Annotated in this window: 20 protein-coding genes and 3 tRNA genes; 13 read left to right on the forward strand and 10 right to left on the reverse strand. The window is 66.3% G+C overall.

What is annotated here, in order from left to right:
* Positions 1-53 precede the first annotated feature (53 nt).
* The 4 genes from CURSPS6_RS00900 to CURSPS6_RS00915 all read right to left on the reverse strand — a co-directional run bounded on the left by CURSPS6_RS00900 (position 54) and on the right by CURSPS6_RS00915 (position 4,309).
* Entirely contained in the window at positions 54-362 is a 309-nt protein-coding gene (locus CURSPS6_RS00900; protein WP_030013416.1) for a hypothetical protein, read from the reverse strand.
* A gap of 244 nt (positions 363-606) precedes the next feature.
* Positions 607-1,368 carry a LamB/YcsF family protein gene (locus CURSPS6_RS00905; protein ID WP_152978008.1) on the reverse strand — a complete coding sequence of 254 codons (762 nt, stop codon included), beginning with the start codon at positions 1,366-1,368 and terminating at the stop codon, positions 607-609.
* Positions 1,365-2,300 (reverse strand): ribokinase, encoded by a 936-nt coding sequence (locus tag CURSPS6_RS00910; protein ID WP_030013418.1) that lies wholly within the window; start codon positions 2,298-2,300, stop codon positions 1,365-1,367. The genes CURSPS6_RS00905 and CURSPS6_RS00910 overlap by 4 nt, the downstream gene beginning before the upstream one ends.
* The gene (locus CURSPS6_RS00915; protein ID WP_030013419.1) at positions 2,300-4,309 is read right to left on the reverse strand and encodes a M13 family metallopeptidase; all 2,010 of its coding nucleotides are present in this window, start codon (positions 4,307-4,309) and stop codon (positions 2,300-2,302) included. Before CURSPS6_RS00915 ends, CURSPS6_RS00910 begins: the two co-directional genes overlap by 1 nt.
* A 164-nt stretch (positions 4,310-4,473) precedes the next feature.
* On the opposite strand from CURSPS6_RS00915, the gene CURSPS6_RS00920 reads away from it, so the two are divergent.
* The 7 genes from CURSPS6_RS00920 (at position 4,474) to CURSPS6_RS00950 (ending at position 11,711) form a co-directional block, all read left to right on the forward strand.
* Positions 4,474-5,877: an FAD-dependent oxidoreductase gene (locus CURSPS6_RS00920; RefSeq protein ID WP_030013420.1), complete on the forward strand. Its 1,404-nt coding sequence runs from the start codon at positions 4,474-4,476 to the stop codon at positions 5,875-5,877.
* 146 nt (positions 5,878-6,023) lie between these two features.
* Positions 6,024-7,049, forward strand: coding sequence for a universal stress protein (locus CURSPS6_RS00925; protein ID WP_051687468.1), 1,026 nt, complete (start codon positions 6,024-6,026; stop codon positions 7,047-7,049).
* Between the two features lie 161 nt (positions 7,050-7,210).
* Positions 7,211-7,283, forward strand: a tRNA-Glu gene (locus CURSPS6_RS00930).
* 69 nt (positions 7,284-7,352) lie between these two features.
* A tRNA-Asp gene (locus tag CURSPS6_RS00935) sits at positions 7,353-7,426 on the forward strand.
* Between the two features lie 72 nt (positions 7,427-7,498).
* Positions 7,499-7,571, forward strand: a tRNA-Phe gene (locus CURSPS6_RS00940).
* A 296-nt stretch (positions 7,572-7,867) separates the two neighbouring features.
* Positions 7,868-10,141: a glycoside hydrolase family 3 C-terminal domain-containing protein gene (locus CURSPS6_RS00945; protein ID WP_030013422.1), complete on the forward strand. Its 2,274-nt coding sequence runs from the start codon at positions 7,868-7,870 to the stop codon at positions 10,139-10,141.
* Positions 10,142-10,307: 166 nt separating this feature from the next.
* Positions 10,308-11,711 carry a uracil-xanthine permease family protein gene (locus CURSPS6_RS00950; RefSeq protein ID WP_051687469.1) on the forward strand — a complete coding sequence of 468 codons (1,404 nt, stop codon included), beginning with the start codon at positions 10,308-10,310 and terminating at the stop codon, positions 11,709-11,711.
* 40 nt (positions 11,712-11,751) lie between these two features.
* Here CURSPS6_RS00950 and CURSPS6_RS00955 read toward each other — a convergent pair whose 3' ends face one another.
* The 3 genes from CURSPS6_RS00955 to CURSPS6_RS00965 all read right to left on the reverse strand — a co-directional run bounded on the left by CURSPS6_RS00955 (position 11,752) and on the right by CURSPS6_RS00965 (position 15,023).
* Entirely contained in the window at positions 11,752-12,783 is a 1,032-nt protein-coding gene (locus tag CURSPS6_RS00955; protein WP_030013426.1) for a LacI family DNA-binding transcriptional regulator, read from the reverse strand.
* Positions 12,784-12,867: 84 nt separating this feature from the next.
* Positions 12,868-13,578: a sulfite exporter TauE/SafE family protein gene (locus CURSPS6_RS00960; protein WP_030013427.1), complete on the reverse strand. Its 711-nt coding sequence runs from the start codon at positions 13,576-13,578 to the stop codon at positions 12,868-12,870.
* Positions 13,575-15,023, reverse strand: a complete 1,449-nt coding sequence (locus CURSPS6_RS00965) for an amidohydrolase family protein (RefSeq protein WP_051687470.1) — start codon at positions 15,021-15,023, stop codon at positions 13,575-13,577. The genes CURSPS6_RS00960 and CURSPS6_RS00965 overlap by 4 nt, the downstream gene beginning before the upstream one ends.
* 828 nt (positions 15,024-15,851) lie before the next feature.
* Here CURSPS6_RS00965 and CURSPS6_RS00975 point away from each other — a divergent pair.
* The gene (locus CURSPS6_RS00975; protein WP_030013431.1) at positions 15,852-16,478 is read left to right on the forward strand and encodes a hypothetical protein; all 627 of its coding nucleotides are present in this window, start codon (positions 15,852-15,854) and stop codon (positions 16,476-16,478) included.
* Between the two features lie 89 nt (positions 16,479-16,567).
* Here the strand turns inward: CURSPS6_RS00975 and CURSPS6_RS00980 are convergent, their stop codons facing one another.
* A complete protein-coding gene (locus CURSPS6_RS00980; RefSeq protein ID WP_030013432.1) occupies positions 16,568-17,374 on the reverse strand; it encodes an exodeoxyribonuclease III in 807 nt (268 codons plus the stop codon).
* 135 nt (positions 17,375-17,509) lie between these two features.
* Here CURSPS6_RS00980 and CURSPS6_RS00985 point away from each other — a divergent pair, with 135 nt between their 5' ends.
* From CURSPS6_RS00985 to CURSPS6_RS01005, 5 genes are all read left to right on the forward strand, one after another.
* Positions 17,510-18,448 (forward strand): SDR family oxidoreductase, encoded by a 939-nt coding sequence (locus CURSPS6_RS00985; RefSeq protein ID WP_051687471.1) that lies wholly within the window; start codon positions 17,510-17,512, stop codon positions 18,446-18,448.
* Positions 18,449-18,566: 118 nt separating this feature from the next.
* Positions 18,567-20,078, forward strand: coding sequence for a CoA-acylating methylmalonate-semialdehyde dehydrogenase (locus CURSPS6_RS00990; protein ID WP_030013434.1), 1,512 nt, complete (start codon positions 18,567-18,569; stop codon positions 20,076-20,078).
* 46 nt (positions 20,079-20,124) lie between these two features.
* Positions 20,125-21,222, forward strand: a complete 1,098-nt coding sequence (locus CURSPS6_RS00995) for an enoyl-CoA hydratase/isomerase family protein (protein WP_035809892.1) — start codon at positions 20,125-20,127, stop codon at positions 21,220-21,222.
* Positions 21,219-22,118 carry a 3-hydroxyisobutyrate dehydrogenase gene (gene mmsB, locus CURSPS6_RS01000; protein ID WP_030013436.1) on the forward strand — a complete coding sequence of 300 codons (900 nt, stop codon included), beginning with the start codon at positions 21,219-21,221 and terminating at the stop codon, positions 22,116-22,118. Before CURSPS6_RS00995 ends, mmsB begins: the two co-directional genes overlap by 4 nt.
* Entirely contained in the window at positions 22,115-22,900 is a 786-nt protein-coding gene (locus CURSPS6_RS01005) for an enoyl-CoA hydratase (protein WP_030013438.1), read from the forward strand. Before mmsB ends, CURSPS6_RS01005 begins: the two co-directional genes overlap by 4 nt.
* 69 nt (positions 22,901-22,969) lie before the next feature.
* Here CURSPS6_RS01005 and CURSPS6_RS01010 read toward each other — a convergent pair whose 3' ends face one another.
* The gene (locus CURSPS6_RS01010; protein ID WP_030013440.1) at positions 22,970-24,004 is read right to left on the reverse strand and encodes a Gfo/Idh/MocA family protein; all 1,035 of its coding nucleotides are present in this window, start codon (positions 24,002-24,004) and stop codon (positions 22,970-22,972) included.
* Positions 24,001-25,497, reverse strand: a complete 1,497-nt coding sequence (locus tag CURSPS6_RS01015; protein WP_035809893.1) for a PepSY-associated TM helix domain-containing protein — start codon at positions 25,495-25,497, stop codon at positions 24,001-24,003. The genes CURSPS6_RS01010 and CURSPS6_RS01015 overlap by 4 nt, the downstream gene beginning before the upstream one ends.
* Positions 25,498-25,583: the final 86 nt, after the last annotated feature.

The raw sequence follows: 25,583 nt of genomic DNA on the forward strand, positions 1-25,583 counted from the left end.
CACGATGCTCGGTCGGCCTTTCACGATGTGTCGCGATGTGCGCGTCGGGTTGGTCAGTGTTCGTCGTAATGGTCGCCGTCGAGGGCGTGGAGGTGTCCGTCGTGGACGTAGTCGACGTGATCTCCGTGCTGGACGGTTTCGTGGCCGCAGTCGGCTCCGTGTTCGTGCTCGGCCACTGAATGCTCGGCCTTGCGTTCGGGAGCCGAACCGTGCTCGTCGTAGTGGTCGCCGTCGAGGGCGTGGAGGTGTCCGTCGTGGACGTAGTCGACGTGATCTCCGTGCTGGACGGTTTCGTGGCCGCAGTCGGTTCCGTGTTCGTGCTCGGCCACTGAGTGCTCGGCGCCGTGGTGATCGGTGGTCATGACGTGCTCCTGATGAGTGAGAATCTCGACATCGAAACGAAGGTCGTCCTTCCGGGCTTCCGTATCGGGCCGCCCGACGCATACCTCGGCGGAAGGCTCGCCGACGAGGACGCGCTAGGTGTCCGACCTCTTTCAAAATTATCCACTACATATAAGGAAGCGGCAATATGTTGTGATAAGTCGAGCGGATCGCTCGGCTCGGCCGCGGGCAAGCTCGGCCCCGGCCTGGGGCCATCGAGTCCGGTCAGGCGGCGAAGCTGCGGACCTCCACGCCGGCGGCGTCGAGGGCCGCGCGGACGGAGCGGGCGATGTCGACGGAGCCGGGGGTGTCGCCGTGAACGCACACGCTTTCGGCCGAGACCGGCACATCCGTGCCGTCCACCGCGGTGACCTTTCCTTCCGTCACCATGCGCACCACGCGGGCGGCGATCTCTTCCGCGTCGTGAAGGACGGCCCCGGGTTCGCGACGCGAGACCAGCGAGCCGTCCGGTGAATACCCGCGATCCGCGAAGATCTCCGGGACGGCGCGCAGGCCGGCGTGCTCCGCGGCCTCGGCGATCTGGGAGTTTGGCAGGACCAGAATCGGCAGGCTCGGGTCCACGGTCGCGATGCCTTCCGCGACGGCCGTGGCCTGGGCCGCGTCCTTCGCGATGCGGTTGTACAGGGCGCCGTGGGGTTTCACGTAGGAGACCCGGGTTCCCGAGGCCAGAGCCAGGGCTTGGAGCGCGCCGATCTGGTAGATCACGGCGTTGACGAGTTCGTCGTGGGCCATGTCCATGACCCGGCGGCCGAATCCCTGAAGATCCGGGTACGCGACGTGGGCGCCCACCGCCACGCCGTTCTGAGCGGCCGAGCGGCAGGTGGCCCGGGCGACGTCGGGGTCGCCCGCGTGGAAACCGCAGGCCACGTTGAGGGAAGAGACGATCCTGGCCATCGCGGCGTCGTCGCCCATGGTCCAGGAGCCGAAGGACTCTCCGGAGTCGGAATTCATATCGATCTGCATTATTCCTCCAAGGAAAAGTGGCGGTAGGACGAAGACGCCCCCGGCGCGGCGACCACGCGGGCCGCCTCCCGGGAGGCGATGCGGGCGCACCGGGTCAGGGCGTCCAGGGTCAGGTCGTGCCGGGAATCGAGGCCGCGGGCGAAGGAGGCCAAACACGCCGCGAAGACGCCCACGTAGGCGTCGCCGGCCCCGGTCGTGTCCACGACCTTCTCGGCGCGGGTCGCATCGATGCGGGTGGGGCGGGCATCCGCGCGCGTGGCGATCTCGGAGCCTTCCCCGCCCAAGGTGACGACCGCCGCCGGGACGATGCCGGTCAGCGTCGCGGCGGGGGAGCCGCGGTCCGGGAGGCCGTGCCGCTGGATCACCGCGCGGGCCTCGGACTCGTTGACCACCAGCACATCCGCGAGCGAGAGGCACTCGCCGGAGACCTCCGCGGCCGGCGCCAGGTTCAGCACGAACCTCGCGGGGGAGGCCGCGACGCCGCGCGCTAGCTCCTCGATGGTCTCGACCGGGATCTCGCCCTGGGCGACCACCACCGCGGCCCCGCCGAAGCCGTCACGGCTCGCGCGGCTCACCCGCTCCGGGCTGACACCGCGATTGGCCGCGGGGACGATCGTGATCGTGTTTTCACCGTGAGAGTCCACGGTGATGTGGGCCGTCCCCGTGTCCCCGTCCACGACGGCCATGGGCTCGGTCAGTACCCCGCGATCGCGCAGGGCCTCGACCAGGCGGGGCCCTGTCTCGTCGGAACCGACGCACCCGAGAAATGCGGTGGGCGCCCCGGTCAGGGCCGCGGCCACCGCCTGGTTCGCGCCTTTCCCGCCGAGACCGTAGGTCACGGAATCCCCGACCACGGTTTCGCCGGGGGCGGGGAAGTGGTCAGCTGTGACGGTGACGTCACGGCTGACCGACCCGACCACGAAGACCTCGGCCACTACCAAATGCGGACCCGTTCCTCCGGGGCGAGCCACATCTCGTCACCGGGCTGCACGCCGAAGGCCTCGTGGTACTCGTCCACGTTGCGCACGGTCCCATTGCAACGGAACTCCGACGGGGAGTGCGGGTCGATCGAGAGCAACATCTTGGCGGTCTGGGGACGCGCCTTGGACCGCCAGATCTGCGCATAGGCCAGCAGGAGCCGCTTGATCGCGCTGACCCCGTCGACGTCGGGCGCCTCTTCGAGCGTGGTTCCGCTCTTTTCGAGGGCCTTGCGGTAGGCCTTGATGGCGATCGTCAGTCCGCCGAGGTCGCCGATGTTCTCTCCCAGGGTCAGTTCGCCGTTGATGCGGTCCTCGGACGGGTCGAGCCCTTCCGGCGTGAACTGCGAATACTGGCTGACCAGGGAGCCGGTCCGCTTCTCGAATTCGCGCAGGTCGTCTTCGGTCCACCAGTCGTTGAGGTTGCCGTCGCCGTCGTACTTGGCGCCCTGGTCGTCGAATCCGTGCCCGATCTCGTGACCGATAACGGAGCCGATGCCGCCGTAGTTCGCGGCGTCGTCGGCGTCCATCGAGAAGAACGGGGGTTGCAAGATCGCGGCGGGGAACACGATCTCGTTCATGACCGGGTTGAAATAGGCGTTCACGGTCTGCGGGGTCATGTGCCACTCGTGCACGTTGATCGGCTGCCCGAGCTTGCCGAGCTCGTATTCGTGCTCGAAGCGGTTGCCCGCCCGGACGTTGTCCACCACGTTCTCGCCGATGCTCAGCTTCGAATAGTCGCGCCACTCGTCGGGGTAGCCGATCTTGGGATTGAACTTGCCCAGTTTCTCCAGGGCACGCTCGCGGGTCGCGGGGGTCATCCAGTCCAGCGCGGAGATGGACTCGCGATAGGCCTCGATCAGGTTGCCCACGAGCTCCTGCATCCGGGCCTTGTGCTCCGGCGGGAAGTGGCGGGCCACGTATTCCTTGCCGACCTCTTCGCCCAGGAGCGACTCGACCAGTCCGACGCCGCGCTTCCACCGGTCGCGCATCTCTTCGGTGCCCATGAGCCGCTTGGAGTAGAACTCAAAGTTCTCCCGTACCGCCGCGGAATGCAGAAATGCGGCGCGCGAGTGGGCGATATTCCAGGCCAGCCACAAGACCCAGTGTTCCATCGGCTCGGAGGACCACATCTCGGCGAAGCCTTCGAGGTACGAGGGCTGCGCCACGACCACGCGCTCGAAGCCTTCGGGCGTTCCGCCGAGGGCGCCGATCCAGCGTTCCCAGGGGAAACCGGGGAAGTCCTCGGCCAATTTCTGGGGCGAATAGGGGTTGTAGGTCTTGTGGGCGTCGCGGCAGGTGACCTTGTCCCAGTGGTGCCCGGCGAGGCGGGTCTCCAGATCGAAGATCGTGTTCGCGGCGGCCTCGGGCGTCTGACCGAAGCGTTCGGCGACGCCGGTGATCGTCAGCATCGACGCGATGTGCTCGCGGTACGCCTCGCGGATCTCGGCGTACTTCTCCTCGCGGTAGTACTCCTCATCGGGCAGGCCGAGTCCGGACTGGGCGAGATACGGGACGTACTGCGTGGCCTTCTTGGCGTCGTTATTCACGTAGACGCCCACGGGGCTTCCGACGCCGCTCGCGTCGAGGGCCGCCATGACGATGACGAGTCCGTCCTTGTCCTTGGCCGTCTCGAGCAGCTCGAGGTCCTTATCCAAGGGGAGGTTGCCGGCCTCCTCGATGGCGTCTTCGTTCATGAAGGAGTTGTACAGCGCGCCGACCTTAGACTCGGGGTCGGCCTCGCCGGCGGAGGTGATGATGTCTCGGATCTGCTCCTCCGAGCGATCGCGCAGGGCGTAGAAAGCGCCGTCGATTCCGCGGTCGGAAGGGATCTCATGCTGCGCGATCCAGGCGCCGTTCGCGTATCGGTAGAGGTCGTCCTTGGGGTCGACATCGGTGTCCATGCCCGCCGTGTCCAGGCCGCGGCCCGACTCGGCGAGGGTGTGATCAGAAGCATTTGAGGTCATGGTTCCAAGAATACCGGTGACTCCGTGACGCCAGCTGAAGAATTACTAAGGTCACCCTGACCTACTCAGGCTCGGTCGTTAGACTGGCTGACAGTGCCTTAGTGCCGCCCCTCCGGATGAGGGCCGGGAACGAACCCCGGAATCCGTGATGAAAGGAATCCGCCGTGACTCAAGCCCCCGACCGTCCATTGCGCGTAGCCGTGATCGGATCGGGTCCCGCAGGCGTATACGCCTCGGATCTGCTCTCCAAGTCCGACGCCGTCGCCGACGGCGACCTCGAGGTCAGCATCGATATCTTCGATCGGTACCCCGCGCCGTTCGGGCTCATCCGCTACGGCGTGGCGCCGGATCACCCCCGGATCAAGGGCATCATCACCTCGCTGCACAAGATCATGGAGAATCCCGCGATCCGATTCTTCGGAAACGTCGAATACGGCACGGACATTACCCTCGCGGAGCTCCAGGAGCGGTACGACGCCGTCATCTTTGCCACCGGCGCCTACTACGACGCCTCCCTTCACATACCCGGCGTGGACCTGGACGGCTCCTACGGCGCGGCGGACTTCGTGGCCTGGTACGACGGACACCCGGACGTTTCCCGCGAATGGCCGCTGGAGGCCCGCGAGATCGCGGTGCTGGGCAACGGCAACGTGGCCCTCGACGTCGCCCGCGTGCTGTCCAAGCACGCGGATGATCTGCTGGTCACCGAGATCCCGGACAACGTCTACGAGGGCTTCAAGAAGTCCCCGGTCACCGACGTCCACATCTTCGGCCGCCGCGGCCCGGCGCAGATGAAGTTCACGCCGCTGGAATTGCGCGAACTCGCCAAGTCTCGCGACGTCGACATCGTGCTGTACGACGAAGACTTCGAGTTCGACGAAGCCTCCCGCGCGGCCATCGAGTCGAACAATCAGATCAAGGCCATGATCAAGACCCTCGATAAGTGGCGCGAGGAGCAGAAGGAGAATCCGGGCACGGCCTCGCGCCGCCTGCACTTGCACTTCTTGCAGTCGCCGGCCGAGATCGTGGGCGACGAGAACGGCAAGGTCCGCGCGATCCGCATGGAGCGCAACGAGCTGGACGGCGCCGGCGGCATCCGCCCGACCGGAGAGACCATCGAGTACTCGGTCCAGGCCGTGTACCGCGCGATCGGGTACTTCGGCTCGGAGCTACCGGAGGTCGGCTACGACAAACTGCGCGGCGTCATCCCCAACCAGGAGGGTCGGGTCCTGGACGACACCGAGAGCCCGATCCCGGGGCTCTACGCGACCGGGTGGATCAAGCGCGGACCCGTCGGTCTGATCGGTTCGACCAAGTCGGATGCGCTGGAGACCATCACCCACCTCATTGAGGACCACAGCTTCTCGGCCTCCGACGCCGAGCCCGAACACGTCAACGAGTTCCTCGACGCCAAGGGCGTCCGGTTCACCACGTGGGACGGGTGGCACACCCTGGACGAGCACGAGCGTTCCCTCGGCGAGGCCGCGACCGATGCCGCGGGCCAGCCGCGCAAGCGCGTGAAGGTCGTGCCCCGCGAGGACATGGTGAATATTTCCCGCGGAGAGTAATTTCGCCCGGCGCATTCGTGCCAGAAAACCGCCCCGGATCCTGGATTCGGGGCGGTTTTTCATATCTGAAATCTTTCTCACAGACCGGCTGACTTTAGTGATCTACGTCCTAGAATGGGAAGAGGAACTACCCAAGGAGGGGCGCCATGTCAGAGACCAGCGGCTTCAATTCCGAAAACACCTTTGGTGCGCGGGCACTGAAGGACAGCAGCGGGCCGTCGAATTTGGGAGATATCCACGGCGAGATCGTGGTTGGAATCGACGGGTCGGACCAGAGCTACGGCGCCCTCACCTGGGCCGTCTCCGAGGCCAAGCGGCGCAAGGTCGCCGTCCGGCTGGTCACCGCGTATTCCTTGCCCATCTTCACCGGCACGGGATTCGACGCCGGCTATTCGGTGATCGACGACAAAGCCCTCGAGGACGGCGTCCGCCAGATCCTCGACGAGGCGTATCGCCGGGTCGAGGACGAAGGCGTCGAATTGCGCGCGACCGTCGAGACCGGGGACGCCTCGGCGATCCTGATCGAGTTGTCCAAGCGCGCCGAGCTGATCGTGGTCGGTTCTCGCTCCGCCCGGGGTTTCCTCGGACGGCTCCTGGGGACCGTCTCGACGGCGCTCCCGGCGAAGTCCAGCTGCCCCGTGGTCGTGGTGCCGCTCAACTGGGCCAAGCGTCACGCGGAGGATGCCACGGTCCTCACCCCGAAGTACGGCGTCGCGGTCGGCTCGGACGGTTCGGACCAGGCACGCATCGCGATCCTCAAGGCCGCCGAGCAGGCCGAGCGCATGGGCGTGGGTCTCAAGTTGGTCAACGCGCTCGCTCCCTTCACCGGGGCCGTGAACTGGGTTCCGGCGGCGGTGGACTTCGAGGCGATGTATCGCGAGGTCGAGCAGCTCCAGGAGTCCGCCAAGAAGTGGGTCAACGGGTTCTATCCGGACCTGGAGGTCACCGCCGAGCTCATCGACGGTTCGCCGGTCAAGGTCCTCATCGAGGCCGGAGAAGAGGCCGACATGATCGTCGTCGGTACCCGAGGCCGCGGTGGGCTGACCGGCATGATCCTCGGTTCGACGTCGCAGGGCGTGCTTCACGCCGCGGACAACCCCGTGATGATCGTCCCGGACATCGAGGACGAACGCATCGAGTCGGCCCCGGAGCCGGGAGTCGTGTGGGGCTGATTTGCCCCCCCCTGAGGCCCCCGGGGCGCCGCGGCATCCCGGGGGCCACGGCGTCGGCCTGTGATCCCCACCGCTTTTGGCCGATTTGATTTGTACTTTCCCCGACGGGGTGAGTATGCTTATGGAGGTCCAAGCGAGGAAAGCTTCCCGAGCTGGCCTAAGCCCCCATCGTCTAGCGGCCTAGGACACCGCCCTTTCACGGCGGCGGCACGGGTTCGAATCCCGTTGGGGGTACTGCAAATCCTTGGATTTGCGCACCACATGTTGTTCCAATAAGATTGATTCTCGTTGGAAAAACACCAAGGCCCTGTAGCGCAGTTGGTTAGCGCGCCGCCCTGTCACGGCGGAGGTCGCGGGTTCAAGTCCCGTCAGGGTCGCTCAGGCGGCGTATTTCTTCTGAAGAAATTCAGGTGAAGGCGCCGTCGCGGCATATCTGAGAAGAAATGCCTGGCTCTGTAGCTCAGTTGGTAGAGCGTACGACTGAAAATCGTAAGGTCACCGGATCGACGCCGGTCGGAGCCACTGAAAACCGCCCCGTAGGCTTCTATGCGGGGCGGTTTTCTTTATTTAACGGTTTGCTGATCTGCCGATTCCGCCATGGTGAGGATCTTCGGGCAGACGGCGGTCTCCTGCTCGGCGCCGCTGGCCCGGTCCCTCGCGCCGAAATCTTCTTCCCCTGAGCCCTCGTTGTCGGCATCATGGAAACCATGGCCGTGATATCCATCAAATCCGCTTGATCACGGGATGGTCCACGCTTTTTCACCCGACCAACGCCCCCCATTCCCAACCGCCGCATCAGCGAAACAGAGGGAGACATCATGACGACCGCGCGAGATCTGACTCTCGAAGAGAAAGCAAGCCTGCTCAGCGGCAAGGACTTCTGGACCACCAAAAATATCGACCGGGCCGGCGTCCCATCGATCATGATGCCCGACGGACCCCACGGCCTGCGCAAACAGACGGGGTCCAGCGACAACCTGGGGATCAATGATTCGATCCCGGCCACGTGCTTTCCTCCGGCCGTCGGCCTCGGTTCGGCCTTTGACCCGGAGCTGGCCGCGAAAGTTGGCATCGCCCTGGGGGTGGAGTCCGCGATCGAAGACGTCGCGGTCCTCTTGGGCCCCGGCGTCAACATCAAGCGTTCACCCCTGTGCGGCCGCAATTTCGAGTATTTTTCCGAGGACCCGCACCACGCGGGCGAGGTCGCGACCGGGATGGTGCGGGGCATGCAGTCGCGGGGCGTCGGCGCATCCCTGAAGCACTTTGCCGCGAACAATCAGGAGACGGACCGGATGCGCGTCTCGGCCGACGTCGACCCCCGGCCGCTCCGCGAGATCTACTTCCGTGCCTTCGAGCGCGTGGTCAAGAATGCGCAGCCGTGGACCGTGATGTGCTCCTACAACAAGGTCAACGGGACATACGCGTCGGAGCACCCGTGGCTGCTCACCGATGTTCTGCGCGACGAATGGGGGTTCGACGGCCTGGTGGTCTCCGATTGGGGCGCGGTCAACGACCGGGTCAAGGGCGTCGCGGCGGGGTTGGATCTGGAAATGCCATCCTCGGACGGCGTCACGGATGCCCAGATCGTCGCCGCCGTCCGCGGTGGAGACCTGGACGAGGCGCTGGTCGACCGGGCGGCGCAACGGGTCCTGGACCTGGTCGAGAAATCCGGCCACCGCGAGAAGCCTGACGGCTCCCTCAACGTCGATGCCCACCACGCCCTGGCGCGCGAGGCCGCGGCGCGATCCGTCGTCCTGCTTCGGAACGAAGGGTCGTTGCTTCCGCTGGCCGAGGGGCAGGACATCGCGTTGATCGGGGAGTTCGCCCGGACCCCGCGATACCAGGGCGGAGGCTCCTCCCACATCACCCCGACTCGCGTGGACACGGCGCTGGACAGTTTCACGCAGGCGGTGGGCGACCGGGTCTCCTTCGCGCCGGGCTTCACGTTCGATGGCGAACCGTCGGCGTCGCTTCGCGCCGAAGCGGTCGAGTTGGCCCGTTCGAACGACGTCGCCGTTGTCTTCCTCGGCCTGCCCGACGCCGCCGAGTCGGAAGGTTTCGATCGCACCACGATCGATCTGCCCGCCGACCAGATCGAGCTCTTGGATGAGGTCGTGGAGGCCAACCCGCGGACCGTGGTCGTTCTGTCCAACGGCGGCGTCGTCTCCTTGCCCTTCGCGGACACCGTGCCGGCGATCGTCGAGGGATGGCTCTTGGGGCAGGCCGGCGGATCAGCGATCGTGGACATCCTTACCGGTGCCTCCGATCCGTCAGGGCGACTCAGCGAAACCATCCCGCACCGGCTTGAGGACACCCCTTCATACGGCAACTTCCCCGGCGAATTGGGGCACGTGAGGTACGGCGAAGGCGTCCACGTCGGCTACCGGTGGTACGACAAGCGAGGCCTTGAGGTCGCCTTTCCTTTCGGCCACGGCCTCACCTACACCGACTTTGACTACGGGGAGCCCACGGTTCAGGTGAACGCTCGAGGCGGCCTGGATGTCTCGGTGGACGTGACCAACGTGGGCCCGCGCGACGGACGCGAAGTGGTGCAGGTGTACGTCGGGCGAGACGAATCCGCCGTGGACCGGTCCCCGCGCGAGCTCAAGGCGTTCTCCTCGGTCGAGATCGCCTCGGGGCAGACCCGGCGTGTGACGCTGACCGTCGACCGCTCCGACCTCGCATACTGGGACATCCGAGTGGACCGCTTTGTGGTTGAGGAAGGCACCTATCGCGTGGAAGTGGGTGCTTCGTCTCGAGACATCCGGGGCGAGGTATCGGTCTCGATCGACGGCGACGATCCCGACATCGAACTCACCCGGGAAGCTTCCCTCGGTGAAGTCCTGGCCCACCCGAAGGCCGGGCCTGTGGCGCGTCAATGGTTGGCCGGGTTCATGGGGGATCCAGACGCGGAGGACGCCGGGCAGAAAACCGAGAGTCAGACAGGGGCCGCTGCCGGTGCGGAGGCGTCGCCCGGGGGTGAGCAGACGGACATCGGCATGATGATGGCCTCTTTCCCCGTGGGGCGGCTCGTCAGCTTCGGGGTGCCGCAGGAGAAGGTCGACGAACTCATCAGGCTGGGGCAGAGCTAGAGGGCGTTCCGCTTCGTCCCACCGAGGGTTCGTGGGGTAGCCGAGTGGCTGTTGCCCCGGGGGCGCAAAATACTTGACTGTTGTAGTGATTCAGAGCACACTGAAGCAAATCGATTTGGCTCGTGTGTTAACGGTGTTCATCGACGCCGTCGGAGGGAAATCACTCATGCATCAGGCGAAGACATCCACGACAGTCCACCCCGTCGACCAGGTCAGGCCCGTCCTGCCGATGATCCCTTTCGCGATTCAGCACGTGCTGGTCATGGTGGCCACGCCCATATCGTCGGTTTTCCTGATCGGAAATTCGCTGGATCTGCCGCCGCGCGTCGTCTCGGCCGTTCTCTCCGCGGTCTTCATATTCTCGGGCCTGGGGTCGGTATTGCAGTCGGTGGGGGTCTGGAGAATCGGTGTGCGACTACCGTTCGTGATGCTTCCCGGTGGTGCCGCCTCGGTCCTTTTCATCACCGTGGCACAAGGCACGGACGTCTCCACGGCGGTCGGTTCGGTGCTCATCACCGGCGTGTTCTATATCCTTGCCGTCACGCTGTTCGTGCGAATACTCGACTACTTCCCGCCGCTCGTCGTCGGCATCATGGTGGTCGTCATCGGGATCAACCTGTTGCAGGTGACCGGGTCGCTCGTGGTGGGGGAGGAAGGCAGTCAGGCCTTTGGCGATCCCCAGAATCTGCTCCTCGGCGTCGTCACGGTGGGCATCATCGTGCTGTGCTTCCGGTTCCTGAAGGGGACGCTGGGTCGGCTGTCCATTGCGCTCGGGCTTCTCGGGGGCACTGTGGTGGGCGCCCTCATGGGGGTGACGCACTTTACGGAGAAGATGCCCGGACCACTTTTCGTCACGCCGGAGCTCTTTCCCCTGGGCCGCCCGACCTTTGACCTGCTCGCGGCGATCCCCATGTTGGTATGGGCCCTCGCCTCGATGGCCGAAGCGACCGGGCAGACCATCATCAACGGCGAAATCGTGCAGAAAAAGGTGGAGCCGAGCCGCGACGTTCCCCGACTGGTCCGCTCCGATGGTCTCGTGACACTCGTGGGCGGGCTCTTCGGCACCCCGGCCATGGTCACGAGCGGGGAGAACGTCGGGATCATCAGGGCCTCCGGCGTGCGGAGCCGGTTCGTCACCGCGCTCGGCGGCGTCTTGCTGGTCATCATTGGCCTGAGCCCCCTGGCCCGGATCCTCGGTGGTATCCCGTCGGCGGTCGTCGGAGGCGCAGCGATCGTCGTGTTCGCCATCATTTCCGTGCTGGGAATTCAGATGCTGGCACGCGTGGACTTCAATCAGACGGGCAACCTGGTCACGGCGACGGTGAGCCTCGCGGTAGGCCTACTTCCGTTGCTTCTGCCCGGGATGTACTCGCAATTCCCGACCATCGTGGAATCCCTGTTGAGTAGCGGGGTTGCGATGTCGGCTTTCGTGGCCGTCGCCCTCAATATTCTGTTTCATCATCTGGGCCGGCGTGGCGCCGCGAAGGAGTCCGGGGATCCGGACCGGGCGGACGAGGGGGAAGGGGCGGCCCGGGCCCGTCGAGGCCGAGCGGCGGCCGGGGGACTATAGAATCTGAGCGCCGCCGTCACGGTTCATGGCAGCGCCTCGGTCATTCCCGACCGGCGCGGGTCGACGCCCGCGGAACAAGCGACGGGTAAGGGGCGGAGTCCTCCGTCAGGGGACCGTCCTGCTCACCACCGTTCGCGATCAGGCTCAGGAGCTTGGCCACGGCCAGCTGGGAGATCTGTTCGAGGTGCAGGTCGACGGCCGTCAACTGCGGCGTGGCGGACCTGGCACGCAGGCCGTCGTACCGGGTTGCCACCAACAGATCCTCGCCGATGGTTCGCCCGTTCGCCTGGCCCGCTTCCACGGCGCCGGTGGCGAACGCGTCAATGGGGACGCAGAGCGCGTCGATCTCGGGATGGGCGGCCAGTAATGAGGAGGTCGCGCGGTAGCCGCCGTGTTCACCCTCCGATTCGGCGACCCGGGCGACGTGCGGGGTGAAGCCGAACGTCTCGGCCCGCTCGAGGTATCGGCTCAGCGCGGCCGACTGTGCCGTGCGGTCGCTATCCGAAATCACCAACGCCGGGGCGGTGCTTCCCTGGCCATGGAGGTGCTCGAGCATGAGATCCGCCGTCTCGGTCGGTCGGAGGGTGACCTCCCGGGGTCCATCGTTGCCATCGATGGTCACGAAGGGAATGCCCTGCGACGTGAGCGCCGCCGTCATCGGATCGCCGGGGAGGGGCTCCAAAAGGATCGCCCCGTCGATGTCGAGGCGGTCCAGGGGATCGCCGTCCGCCATGGGAGGCACCAGGACAAAAGCGTATCCGCGTAAGAGGGCGTGCCTGGAGCAACCCATGGCCAATTCCATGAAGAAGCCGAGTTGGGAAGACCCCGCAGAAACCTCCGACGGCATCGAGGAGAGAAGGGCCACCGTGTGGGAACGCCCGTAGCGGAGCCCCTGAGCACGAACGCTCGGGCGGTAGTTGAGCTGGGCGGCGACTTCCTTGATGCGCTCGCGGGTCTGAGGGTTCACCTTGCCGAGGTCGTTGAGGGCATGCGAGACGGTCGTGCGCGATACGCCGGCCTCACGGGCAACATCGGCGATCGTTGCTCGACGAGGGCGCGACGTATTGTTCATGGAAGCGATCTTACTGGCGGGCGGACCTGGGACGCATTCCCGGCGGCGCGACGCGGACCTCACGGGTTCGGGGCGATCCGCGGGTCACGCTCGAAGGATGACGACGATCCCCGAAACGATCGCGAACCCCAAAACGATGTAGCGCAGCACCGGACCGTCGAGGCGCCGGTGCACGTACCGCGAGAGAAAGGCGCCCACGAGAACGGCGGGTACGACGGCGGCGGTCGCCGTGAGGTCCGCCCCGGTCACTCGCCCGCCGAGGGCCAGGACAAGCAGCGAAATGATTTCTCCGACTAAGAAGCACAGCGCCACGGTTGACCGCAGCTCCGGGCCGGGCCGGTGCTGGTACGCCAGCGCGTAGGGCGGTCCGCCAACGCCCGTCGAGGTTTCGGTGATTCCCGTGACCAGGCCGACCGTCGTCAGGACGGTCCTGTTGGCCTTGAATTCGGGGGCCAGGATCGCGATGACGGCGGCGACGAGCGTCGACCAACCGATCAGCAGGGAAAGCTGATGGAGGTTGACGAGCACGAGCACCCAAAGCCCCAGGAAGGTCCCGAGGAATCGCCCGACGCTCACCCACGAGGCACCCCGCCAATCGACGGCGTGCCTCTCTCGGGCCAGCACGTACAGGTTGAGGGGGAGCATGAGAAACAGGATCAGGACGGGCACCAGTGAGGGTTCGAGAAGGCTCACCACGGGCGTCACGATCATCGCGAAGCCCATGCCCGTGGCGCCCTGCACGAAGGCCGCCAGAAGGGCGGCCGCAATGATGATGATCAGGGCCGCGGTGGTCATGAGGGCCGTCCCGTCGTGTCTTCCGGGGGTCCCTGGCGGGGGCGCATCGGATGCTCGGCGAACCATCGACGGCGATGCTCTGCCGAGAAAGGATCGACCCTCGTGATGGACGCCGCGGTCACGACTCGCTGGGAGACCTCTCGGGCTTTGGCGAGAAGCGCGTGACCGTCCCAGTCGACCGGCCAGCCGTTCTCGAGACGGAGCCGTCCCGAGACGATGACCGCATCGATCTGATCCCGGTTCCCGAGTCGCACGAGTTCCCAGGGGAGATCCCACGACGGCGCGAATTCGGGCACCTCGAGGTCGACCACGAGGAGGTCGGCCTGAGCCCCCGTCGCGATGAGGCCGACCGCGTCCGAAAGCCCGACGGCGTCGGCGCCCCCGCGCAGGCCGCACTCCAGCCACGTCCAACCTCCGCCGGAGGAGGAATCGCCGGACGCCATTCCGGAGGTCAGGCGTTGGGCGGTCTCGGCGGCGTCGAGGAGACGGAACGCATCGGAGCGCGTTCCGTCGGTGCCCAGGCCCACGCGGACGCCGAGCTCGTGCAGGAGCAGGGCGGGCGCGACGGCGTTTCCCTTCCACGAGCTGGCCACGGGGTTATAGGAGATGGCTCCGCCCGATTCCCGGAGGAGCCGTATTTCGCGGGGCGTCAGGAGGGTGGTGTGGGCGGCCAACAGCTCGGGGCCGAGCGCATCGAGGCGGTGCAGCCGTTCGAGCGGCCTCTCCCGTGAGGCCTTGAGAGACCGTTCGACCCCGGCAAGGTGCTCGTTGAGGTGAATCTGGAGCGGCACGCCCGCCTCGCGAGAGAGCTGGGATGCGGCCGTTATCGCCGCGTCGGATGCGGCGTCGGGAATGGAAAGCGCCAGCGAGGGATGGACGAGTGGGGTATCGGCCCAGCGATTCAGGTGCTCCTCGGCGGAACGACGGGCCTCGGCGACCTCCCGAACCGGGGACCCCTGACTGAGGTCGTCACAGATGCTACCGAGCACGCAACGGATCCCGACCTCGTCGACGGTTCGGGCGATGACCTCGGCGCCCGCGGCGGAACGAGTCCCGGCATCGGCGACGGTCGTGAAGCCGCCTCGTAGCGATTCCCAGGCCGCCAGCCGGGTGGCGACCTCTACGGCGTCGGCGTCCATATGGGACTCCATGGGGACCCAGACTCGCTGAAAGATTTCGGATGGTTCCCCAAAGACGAGCGATTTTCCGAAGGACTGGGAGAGGTGGTGGTGGGCGTCGACAAACCCGGGCATGAGCAAGCGCCCCGGTAGGTCGATGCGGCGCGCCGCGGGGAATCGCCGGGTCACCTCCTCGACCGGCCCCGTTGCGGCAATGGCGTCGCCCTCCACCACGACGGCGTGGTCACGCGCCGGACCTTCGGGTAGCAATACATAGTCGGGCACCAAAACCGCCGGGGCGTGGTGCAGCTCGCGCAAATCGGACATGTGGCTCACCTATGTTTCCTGGACCGACAATGGTGCCATGGCGTCATCTTTCCACGAACTACCAACGGTAAGCAAATCGATTTGGCTACGATGTTGACGGGTTTCATGGTGCATGAGATGCCGGGGGGGTGGCAGTCGGGGGTAGGGCTGGGACCAATGCGAGCTTGCGTCGAAAGACAACGTCGTTGCGGTGAACGCGCGGGAAGGGTCGTGGCGGTTTTTGGTGTGAAGCAGGCGGACGGTAGGCGCACCGTAGCTCGCCGCGGGAAAAGTACCTCAAAAAATAACTTGAGATATTGAATAAAAGGGACTCGTGCGATTTTTCGAGGACCTTGTCATCCATGCGAGTTTTTGTTGTTATGTGGGCATGAACCTCCTTCTCATCAACCTCTGCTTCGTGGCGGGAACGTGCGTCAATGTGGCGAGGTTGGTGAGGTTGACCCGCGCCAACCGGAAGTATGCGATTCCATTGCTTTTCGGGCGACCGGTCGTTCGGCCGAACGGGGAGAGGAGATTGACGGTAATAGCGGTACTTCTCTTTGTGCCCGGTATAGCGGGGCTGCAGAAGGAGCAACCCTGGTGGTGCTTCTTCTGGGTGGCTCTCTTCATCGGGAGCACCGTTTTCATGCTGCTGTGGCACAATCTGGCGGTGCGGCGGGCGTGGAGAAATGCCTCCGTCGGTCAGGCGCGGGAGGAATAGCGGCTTCTTGAACGGCCCTTCACGGCTGGGCTTCGCATTGTCTTGGAAATATTGATGAAAACTAGAGACAAATAGAGGAGCTATCTGTTTATACTCAGGTGTTATCCAAGACACACCTGGAGGGCCCCATGAAAGCTCGTGTTCTGACAGTAACCGCGGCAATCGCCGCGTTGGCTTTGGCCGGATGTAGCCAGAGCGATTCCGGCGGATCGGATTCTTCCGCGTCCGCCTCGGATTCTTCGTCCAGCTCCGCCGACAGCTCGAATTCGGCCTCGGCGGGTTCGGACTCGTCGTCGGGCGCCTCGGGGGACTCGTCCTCCGGCTCGGGCGCCAATGGCGGATCCAGCGACGGCGCCAGTGGCGGCGCGAGCGCTGGCGCCGATGCGAACGGCGGGTCCGGCTCCACGGGTGGAGCAAGTAGTGACGGGGCCACGGGCGGCTCGGGATCCGACGGTGCCGGGGCGAACGGCGCCGACGGGACCAGCGGAGCCTCGGGTGCCGACGGCTCCTCCGCCAACGGCAGTGCGACCGGCGGCGACCAATCCGGTGCCAACGGCGCGGCCGACGCCAGCAACGCCGCCGTCGTCGAGAAGATCCAGAACTATTGGAACGGCGGCGGGCAGTGCACCATCGCCTGGACCTCTTCGGAGCCGTACGATCTGACGACCGACCAGCTCATGAAGTCCTACTGCGCCCAGAATAAGTTGGGCGAGATGTCCGACGGCTACGACCCGATGTCCGGCGTCCAATACTGAGCCGGACCCCACGCCTTTGACGGGGCGTGACAAGGCCCCCTTTGCCCGTGAGTGGCAAAGGGGGCCTTGTGGTTGCTTGGAGGGAAGGGCTAGTCCAGCTCGACGATCACGGGCAGGTGATCCGAGGCGCCCTTGCCCTTGCGCTCTTCGCGGTCGTACTCGGCGCCGGTCACGCGTTCGGCCAATGCCGGGGAATACAGCTGGAAGTCGATGCGCATGCCCTCGTTCTTGGGGAACCGCAGGGACGTGTAATCCCAGTAGGTGTAGTCCTTCTCGCCCTGCGTGTAGGGGCGGGCGACGTCGGCCAACCCGGCCTCCTCGATGAAGGAAAAGAACGCCGCGCGTTCGGGCTCGGTCACGTGCGTCATCTCGTTCTTGCGGAAGAAGTCGATGTCCCAGACGTCGTCGTCCTGGGGCGCGACGTTCCAGTCGCCGACCAGGGCGAGTTGCAACGCGGGATCATCCGAGAGCCACTTCTGGGTGTTCTCCCGCAGGACCTTGAGCCACTCGAGCTTGTAGGCCATGTGCGGGTCGTCGAGACCTCGGCCGTTGGGGATGTAGAGGCTCCACACCCGAACATCACCGCACGTGGCGGCGATGGCCCGAGCCTCCTGAACCTCTTCCTTGCCGGGCTTGCCGAAGGCCGGCTGGCCGGGGAAGGTGCGTTCGACGTCGTCGAGCCCCACGCGGGAGGCGATGGCCACGCCGTTCCACTGGTTCAGGCCGAAGTGGGCGACGTCGTAGCCGAGCCGCTCGAACATGGCGAACGGGAAGTTCTCGTCCTTGGCCTTGGTCTCCTGGATGGCCAGGACGTCGATGTCCGAGCGGTCCAGCCAGGCCTCCACGCGGTCGGCACGGGCGCGGATCGAGTTCACATTCCAGGTCGCAATTCTCATGATGTCCAGGCTACCGGCTTCCGCTCGCCGCGCGCCCGGTTGGGAGGTCGTCACCGGCGCGACTAACGTGATGGGGGACACGTCCCGGGGGTGGCCTTTCGCGGCCCCCGCAAGAGAAACTCTCGGAGGAAACGCATGACCGACTCGACCGTCCAGAACCACCGCAACCACCCCAAGCCGCCGCCCTCGCCCTTCCGGGAGGACATCCTCGAGGGGCAGAGCATCCTCGTGACCGGTGGCGGAAGCGACCTGGGCAAGGGCGTCGCGCGGCACTTCGCCCAGCACGGCGCGACCGTTCACATCTGGGGCCGTCGCGAAAACGTCCTTCAGGAAACCGCCGAGGAGATTTCCCAGGGCGCCCGAGGAACGGTGCACTATCAAGCCGTCGACGTCCGCGACTCCGAGGCCGTGGGTGCCGCGGTGGGGGACATCTGGGAGCGTTACGGCCCCCTGACCGGCGCGATGAATAACGCCGCCGGAAACTTCATCGCCCAAACCAAGGATCTGAGCCCGCGCGGTTTTCAGGCCATCACGGACACCGTCATGAAGGGCTCCTACAACGTGACCCACGCGGTCGGCCGCCGATGGATCGAGCAGGGGCTCACCGGTAACATCCTCTCGACCCTGGTCAGCTGGGTGTACACGGGATCGCCCTTCGTGGTGCCCTCCGCGATGGCCAAGTCCGCCGTCAACGCCATGACCATGTCCCTCGCGGTCGAATGGGCCAAGTATGGCATCCGGCTCAACGCGATCGCCCCCGGCCCGATCCCCACCGAATTTACCTCCGTGGTGCTCAGCTCGAATAAGGACGGGCAGGGTGCCATGACGGATATCGACGCGGTGCCGGCGGGTCGCCCCGGAACGGTCGAAGAGATGGGCAACCTGGCGATCTTCCTGATCTCCGGGGCCTGCGACTACATCACGGGGCAAACCATCACCATGGATGGCGGCCAGATGCTCGCGGGCCCCTCGACCTTCTCGGCGCTCGCCGGGCTGGACGATTCCGACTGGGCCGAGATCGCGGAGAAGGGCAAGCGCGCCGCCGCCGAATCCAAGAAGCATCGGAACGTCTAGCGACGGAGATGTTACGGCGTGGTTCGCCCGGTTCCTGGTGTTGTTCCCCGGCGCTCGATAGCCTGTGACCCGAGACACAATTACCAACAGCGGAATCTCTCGAGAGGAGAACCGGCGGATGTCGAAGGACCAGGTCACGCAGCTCAAGCACTTCATCGGAGGGCGGGAGGTCGCCGGTCGCGGCGGCCGGTTCGCCGACGTCTACGATCCGAGCACGGGTCACGTGCAGGCCTCGGTCCCGCTGGCCTCGAGCGAGGAGGTCGACGAGGCCGTCCGCAACGCCAAGGAAGCCCAGGTCGCGTGGGGAGCCACCAACGCCCAGAAGCGCGCCCGGGTGCTCGGCCGATTCGTGAACCTCGCCAACGAACACGCCGACGAAATCGCCGAGGCGCTCTCCCGCGAACACGGCAAGACGGTGCCCGACTCTCACGGCGATCTCCAGCGCGGGCTCGACGTGGTCGAATTCGCGATGGGTGCCCCGCACCTGTTGAAGGGCGAGTTCAGCGACGCGGTCGGCACCGGCATCGACGTGTATTCCATGCGGCAGCCCCTCGGCGTGGTCGCGGGCATCACCCCCTTCAATTTCCCCGCGATGATTCCGCTGTGGAAGGCCGGACCCGCGATCGCGGCCGGCAACGCGTTCGTGCTTAAGCCGTCCGAACGCGACCCCTCCGTGCCGCTGATCCTCGCGCGCCTGTGGAAGGAGGCCGGCCTGCCTGACGGCATCTTCAACGTCGTCAACGGCGACAAGGAAGCCGTCGACGCGCTGATCGACCACGAAGACGTCCAGGCGGTGGCCTTCGTGGGATCCACGCCGATCGCGCAGAGCATCTACGAGCACGCGGCCCGGCGGGGAAAGCGCGCGCAGTGCTTCGGCGGCGCCAAGAACCACATGATCGTGATGCCCGACGCCGACCTGGACCAGGCCGCGGACGCCCTGATCGGCGCGGCCTACGGTTCCGCGGGGGAACGGTGCATGGCCATCTCGGTGGCCGTTCCCGTGGGGGAGGAGACCGCCGATGCCCTGGTTGCCAAGGTGCGTGAGAAGGCCGAGAAACTCACCTTCGGCCCGTCTCTGGAAGAGTCCTCCGATTTCGGCCCGCTCGTCTCTGCGGTGGCCAAGGACCGCGTCGAGACCATGATCGCCCGCGGCGTCGAGGAAGGCGCCGAGCTGGTCCTGGACGGCCGCGGGGCCTCGGTCGCCGGTCACGAGGACGGCTTCTTCTCGGGGCCCACCCTCTTCGACCGGGTGACCCCCGAGATGAGCGTGTACCGCGAGGAGATCTTCGGGCCGGTGCTGACGGTCCTGCGCGCCGCGGACTTCGACGAGGCCTTGGACCTGCCGACCCGCCACGAATTCGGCAACGGGGTTTCTATCTTCACCCGCGACGGCGACACGGCCCGCGAGTTCGCCCGCCGAGTCGAGGTGGGCATGGTCGGCGTCAACGTCCCGATCCCGGTCCCGATCGCCTACTACACCTTCGGCGGCTGGAAGGCCTCCGGCTTCGGCGATCTCAACCAGCACGGACCGGACTCCTTCCGCTTCTACACCAAGACCAAGACGGTGACGCAGCGCTGGCCTTCCGGAATCAAGGAAGGCGCCAGCTTCGTCATGCCGACCGGCAACTGACGAGCTTCGCCGAGGAACCGAAATCCATCCCACAGGAGGACCATCGATGGCCGACCAGCAACAGGAAACCCCCGTGCTGTCCACGATCCGCGGACACCTCGGGCTGATCACTCTGAACCGTCCGCGCGCGGTCAACGCGCTGAATGTCCCGATGATCGGGATGATCAACCAGGCGCTCGATGACTTCGAGCAGGACGCCAACGTCAAGGCGGTAGCGATCGTGGGCGCGGGAGATCGTGGACTGTGCGCGGGCGGTGACGTCGTGGCGCTCTACCGGGCCGCGGCCAGCGACGATCCCGGGCAAGGCATCGACTTCTTTCGCCGCGAGTACGACTTCGACTACCGCATCTCCCGGTACCCGAAGCCGTACGTCGCGATCATGAACGGCCTGGTCCTCGGCGGCGGCATCGGGTTGTCGGTGCCGGGCTCGCACCGGGTGGCCACGGACTCGACTCGCACCGGGATGCCCGAAACCGGCATCGGCTTCTCGCCCGACGTCGGAGGGCTCAACTACCTTTCCCACGCGCCCGGACAGGCCGGCAAGCACATGGCCCTGACCGGCCTCCACGTGGACGGCGCCGATGCGGTCCACGCGGGTCTGGCCGATTACTACGTTCCGGACGCACGGATCGAGGAGCTGCTGACCCGGCTCGAGGGCACCGAGAATCCCGGGACCGTGGCCACCACGCTTCAGGAATTCGAGGCCGAACGGCCCGCCTCCCGGTTGGCCGAGGCGGCGTCGTGGATCGATGCGGACTACGCCCCGGATACCGTCGAGGAAATCCTGGCCAATCTCGAGGCCCGCGTCGCGAAGGAGCCGGAGAACGAGCTCGCGGCCGCGGCTCTGACGGCCATCCGGCGCAACAGCCCCACCGGGATGAAGACGGCGCTCGAAGGCCTGAGCCGCGCCGCCGATCAGAGCCTCGCCGAGACCCTGGTCCAAGACTTCCGCACCAGCGGAAACGCGCTGTTTGCCCACGACATGGCGGAGGGCATCCGGGCGCAGGTGATCGATAAGGATCGCAACCCACAATGGCAACCGCGCACGCTCGAGGACGTGGATCGCCAGACCGTTCTCGGTTTCTTCGGTCCCGTGCCGAATCACGAGGACCTTCGGTTGCCCGACGAAGGAGAGAAGCCATGAAGATCGCATTCCTGGGACTCGGAAACATGGGCGGCCCGATGGCGCGGAACCTCAAGGAAGCGGGTCACGATGTCGTGGCCTTCGACCTCGTCGACGCCGCGCGGGAGAACGCCGCCGCGGACGGGCTGACCGTTGCCGATACCGGTGCGGAGGCCGTGCGGGACGCCGAGGTGGTCATCACGATGTTCCCCGCCGGCAAGCACGTCCTCGCCGCCTACCGGGGCGCCGACGGGCAGCCTGGCCTGCTGTCCGCGGCACGCCCGAACACGCTGTTCATCGACAGCTCGACCATCAGCGTCGACGAGGCCGTCGAGGCGGCGGGGTTGGTCCGCGACGCCGGACATCGAGCGCTCGACGCGCCGGTCTCGGGGGGAACCGCGGGGGCCGAAGGCGGAACGCTGACCTTCATGGTCGGCGGCCCGAAGGACAACTTCGACGCCGCCCACGAGCTGCTCGAAACCATGGGCCACAAGATCGTCCACTGCGGCGACAACGGAGCCGGACAGGCCGCGAAGTGCTGCAACAACATGCTTCTTGCCATCACGACCATCGGCGCGAGCGAGGCCTTCACCCTGGGGTCGAAGCTCGGTCTGACCGATCAGGCCCTCTTTGACGTGATGTCTACCTCGGCCGCGCAGTGTTGGTCCGTGACCACCAACTGTCCCGTTCCTGGGCCGGTTCCCGGAAACCCGGCCAGCAACGACTATCGGCCTGGGTTCGCGACGAAACTCATGGCCAAGGACCTCGGGCTGGCTCTCGCGGCCCTGGAATCCACGGGAACCTCCGCATCCTTCGGGCGCGCCGCGCAGAAGGCATACGCTGAGTTCGCCGAGGCCGGCAACGGGGACCTCGACTTTTCCGCGATCATCCAGACGATGAGGAAGGACGCATCATGAGCGATTCCACAGACAACGCCCCGATTCTCACCGAAAAGGGCGACGGCGTCGGGATCATCCGACTCAACCGGCCCAAGGCCCTCAACGCGTTGAACTACGACACGATGGTCGCCGTGGTCGACGCCGCCGAGGCGTGGGAGCGGGACGAGTCCGTCTCGGCGATCGTGTTGACCGGTTCCGAGAAAGCGTTCGCGGCAGGTGCCGACATCAAGGAGATGGCGGCCAAGGGCTACACGGACATGTACGCGAGCGACTGGTTCGCGCAGTGGCAGCGCCTCACGCAGGTTCGCCTGCCGATCATCGCCGCCGTGCACGGCTATGCGCTGGGTGGCGGATGCGAGCTCGCGATGATGTGCGACATCATCGTTGCCGGTGAAGGCGCGAAATTCGGTCAGCCCGAGATCAATCTCGGGGTCATCCCGGGGATGGGCGGTTCCCAACGCCTGACGCACGCCATCGGCAAGGCCAAGGCGATGGACATGATCCTGACCGCCCGAAACATCGGCGCCGAGGAGGCCGAGCGGGCCGGGCTCGTCTCGAGGGTCGTCCCCGACGGAGAAGTTCTCGACACCGCCCAGGACATCGCCGCCACCATCGCGCAGAAGTCCCGGCCGGCCGCGATGATGGCCAAGGAAGCCATCACGGCCGCCTTCGAAACGCCGCTGGCCCAAGGCCTGACGTTCGAACGCCGCATATTCCATTCCCTCTTCGCCACGCAGGATCAGAAGGAAGGCATGGCGGCCTTCAGCGAACGGCGCACGCCGAACTTCACGAATCGCTGAGGCGGACACCGCTTCGCCGCCGACGCCGAACCATGGCGCCGGCGGCGAAGCGGTGTTTGGCCCGTGGGGCTAGGCCTCGTCGTGCTCCGGGAACGTGACGCCGATCTGCCGACGGATCTCGTCGAGGAGATCCATCTGCGCGATGGTGTCTTCCCACGGCATGATCGGTGACTCCCGCAGACCCTCCTGGATGCAACGCGTGGCCTCGCGCATCTCATAGGAGTAGCCGCGGCCGACCAGGGGCCATGATTCCTCCCGGGCCTGGCCCTGCGCGTCGGTCACCGTGAAGGTCTCGGCCCGATGCATCGGTGCCGGGATCGAGATGTACCCCTCGTGCCCGGAGATCACCGCTTCCCGAGGCCCCTGGGAGACCAGGGACATGTTCATTTGGGCCCCGGCCTTGTCGAAGGTCGCGGTCACCTGGGTCAGCGCGTCGACGTTTCCGCGCTTGACCGTCTGGGCGACGACGCCGGTCGGGCGGCCCAGCGCCAACCACGGCCAGTGCAACACGTAGCAGCCCATGTCCAAGGTGGCCCCGCCGCCGGCATCCTCGCGCCACAGGCGGTGGGACTTGTCCGCCGGGCCTCGGAAACCGAGGTCGGCCTGGACCCATCGCGGGGTTCCGATCTCGCCGGCGTCGAGCAGCTCGGCGACCCGGGCGCGCAGTGGGTGGAACCGCGTCCAGAGCCCCTCCATCACGAAGAGATCCTTCTCGGCCGCCACTCGGAGGACCTCGCGGGCCTCGGCCGCGGTGATCGTGAAGGCTTTCTCGCACACGATGTGTTTGCCCGCGTCCAGGGCCTGGAGCATGTTCTCGTAGTGCTGGCCGTGCGGCGTGGCGATGTAGAGGACCTCAACCTCCGGGTCGGCGAGTAGCCGCTCGAAACCGGTGCGGTCGGCGTCGTTCCCGTAGGCCTTCTCGACGCCGAAATCGCGGGCGAACTCCTCCGCGGAATCTTGTCCGCGGGACGAGACCGCCACGAGGCGGGCGTCCTCGAGGGCCGAGATGTCCGGGGTGACCTTGCGGGCGATGGCGCCCGTCGAAACGATGCCCCAGCCGAGGGTCCGACCGGTTGCTGTCAGGGGGTTCTGTGTCTCCGTCATGCATCCATCCTAGGCAGGAGGGGTCTCCGGCATCGGGTCACCAAGGCGTCGACCACCATGAAGGCGACCAGAGGGATGCCGAAGAGCGGCAGGAAGATCCCGAGATACAAGGCCGGCAGGCCCAGGGCGAGCCAGGCCCACCACGGCGCCGTCGAGGCCCCGGCGCGCGGAGCCTTGGGTCGGCGCAACGTCGGGCGCCGCTTGAACCACATCACGTACCCGGAGACGACCATCGAGGCGAGGCCGATGGCGATGACGAACAGGATGATCTGGTTGACCAGGCCGAGCCACAGGCCCATGTGGATGTCGACTCCCCATCGCGCGAGCTTGGCCGGCAGCGAGTAGTCCTCCGCGAAGGAGACCTTGTCGACTTCCCGGTAGGTCATCGGGTCGATGGTGACGCTGTCGATATGCGTCGGATAGTGCGGGTCGACCTCCTGGACCGTCCACGCCTGATCCATCGACTCGGCGGGAACGACCTCGACCTTCGGGGAATCGATGCCGAACCGGTGGGAGGCCCGCAGCACAGCGTCGTATCCGGAATCCGTGGGCATCGACATGCCTCCGGACCCCGACGACGAGTGGCCGGCGCCCGCGCCGTGCCCGGCGTGTTCGCCACCGGTGGGCATTGCCGCCCCGGTGAGCGAGGTATTCGGCTTCGGGGAGCCCCAATTGAGGGCGGCTCGCAGGGAGGCCACGTTGTCCCCGGCGTGTGCCGACCAGGTGATGCCGGTGGCCGAGAGGAAGAACATGGCGACCAGCAGCCCGAGGCCCGCCGAGTAGTGCCATCCGAGGAGGCGGCTCCGGCCGCGTGCACCGCGCCGGGGAAGAGTCGACTCGCGTATCGCGCGACGGCGGCTCATGCCGGCGCGCAGTCGAGAGGTCAGCTGCGGCAGCCAGAGGATCAGGCCGCCCAGGGCGATGACCCACATCCACGAGGCCGCGAATTCCGAGTACAGCCGGCCGGTCTCTCCGAGGTGCAGGTCCCTGTGGAGGTGATCGATCCAGGTCCGCAAGGGGAGGGCCCCCGAGGATCCGTAAGCGGTCAGATCGCCGCGAATCTCGCCGTCGGCCGGGCTGACGAATACGGCTCGGCGGTCGGACTCCGAGGAGCCGGGCGGGGAAGCGAACATGACCCGGGTGGTGTCCCCGGCCTCGGGGGCGGGGCGCACAGCGATCGGCTGGGGATTGTCCGTCCCGGTCGAGCCCTCCCGACGGACGTGATCGACCGCGCGGTGGACTTGGTCGTCGACGGTCAGGTTGCGGGCGTCGGAACCGGCGTTCAGCTCGTGCGCGTACACGATCTTTTCCAGCTGAGGTGCGGCGGCGTAAAGGGCCCCCGACAGGGCCGCGACCAGGATGAACGGTCCAACGACCAGCCCGGCGTAGAAGTGGAGCCGGAGAATCATCGGGCGAAACCATCCGCGTGCTCGTCTTCCGGTTCCGGTCGTACGGGCGCCCCGTTCGGGGCGGGTTGTGGTGTTGATGGACATAAATTCCTCACAGTGAGCAGGTGCCTCGGGAAAGCATCGAGGCACGATGAATGCTCCGAGCCCAGGGGGAGGGCTCGGCCGTTGAT

It is taken from the genome of Curtobacterium sp. S6 (genome assembly GCF_000710345.2).
In the GTDB taxonomy this organism is placed as follows: Bacteria; Actinomycetota; Actinomycetes; order Actinomycetales; family Micrococcaceae; genus Rothia.

Excerpts from the sequence above, each read along its gene's own strand:
- CURSPS6_RS01005 (WP_030013438.1), top strand. The coding sequence starts at position 22,115 with ATGAGCGATTCCACAGACAACGCCCCGATTCTCACCGAAAAGGGCGAC.
- CURSPS6_RS01010 (WP_030013440.1), bottom strand. The coding sequence starts at position 24,004 with ATGACGGAGACACAGAACCCCCTGACAGCAACCGGTCGGACCCTCGGC.
- CURSPS6_RS00985 (WP_051687471.1), top strand. The coding sequence starts at position 17,510 with ATGACCGACTCGACCGTCCAGAACCACCGCAACCACCCCAAGCCGCCG.
- CURSPS6_RS00945 (WP_030013422.1), top strand. The coding sequence starts at position 7,868 with ATGACGACCGCGCGAGATCTGACTCTCGAAGAGAAAGCAAGCCTGCTC.
- CURSPS6_RS01015 (WP_035809893.1), bottom strand. The coding sequence starts at position 25,497 with ATGTCCATCAACACCACAACCCGCCCCGAACGGGGCGCCCGTACGACC.
- CURSPS6_RS00960 (WP_030013427.1), bottom strand. The coding sequence starts at position 13,578 with ATGACCACCGCGGCCCTGATCATCATCATTGCGGCCGCCCTTCTGGCG.
- CURSPS6_RS00990 (WP_030013434.1), top strand. The coding sequence starts at position 18,567 with ATGTCGAAGGACCAGGTCACGCAGCTCAAGCACTTCATCGGAGGGCGG.
- CURSPS6_RS00915 (WP_030013419.1), bottom strand. The coding sequence starts at position 4,309 with ATGACCTCAAATGCTTCTGATCACACCCTCGCCGAGTCGGGCCGCGGC.
- CURSPS6_RS00925 (WP_051687468.1), top strand. The coding sequence starts at position 6,024 with ATGTCAGAGACCAGCGGCTTCAATTCCGAAAACACCTTTGGTGCGCGG.
- CURSPS6_RS00975 (WP_030013431.1), top strand. The coding sequence starts at position 15,852 with ATGAAAGCTCGTGTTCTGACAGTAACCGCGGCAATCGCCGCGTTGGCT.
- CURSPS6_RS00955 (WP_030013426.1), bottom strand. The coding sequence starts at position 12,783 with ATGAACAATACGTCGCGCCCTCGTCGAGCAACGATCGCCGATGTTGCC.
- CURSPS6_RS00900 (WP_030013416.1), bottom strand. The coding sequence starts at position 362 with ATGACCACCGATCACCACGGCGCCGAGCACTCAGTGGCCGAGCACGAA.
- CURSPS6_RS00980 (WP_030013432.1), bottom strand. The coding sequence starts at position 17,374 with ATGAGAATTGCGACCTGGAATGTGAACTCGATCCGCGCCCGTGCCGAC.
- mmsB (WP_030013436.1), top strand. The coding sequence starts at position 21,219 with ATGAAGATCGCATTCCTGGGACTCGGAAACATGGGCGGCCCGATGGCG.
- CURSPS6_RS00950 (WP_051687469.1), top strand. The coding sequence starts at position 10,308 with ATGCATCAGGCGAAGACATCCACGACAGTCCACCCCGTCGACCAGGTC.
- CURSPS6_RS00995 (WP_035809892.1), top strand. The coding sequence starts at position 20,125 with ATGGCCGACCAGCAACAGGAAACCCCCGTGCTGTCCACGATCCGCGGA.
- CURSPS6_RS00965 (WP_051687470.1), bottom strand. The coding sequence starts at position 15,023 with ATGTCCGATTTGCGCGAGCTGCACCACGCCCCGGCGGTTTTGGTGCCC.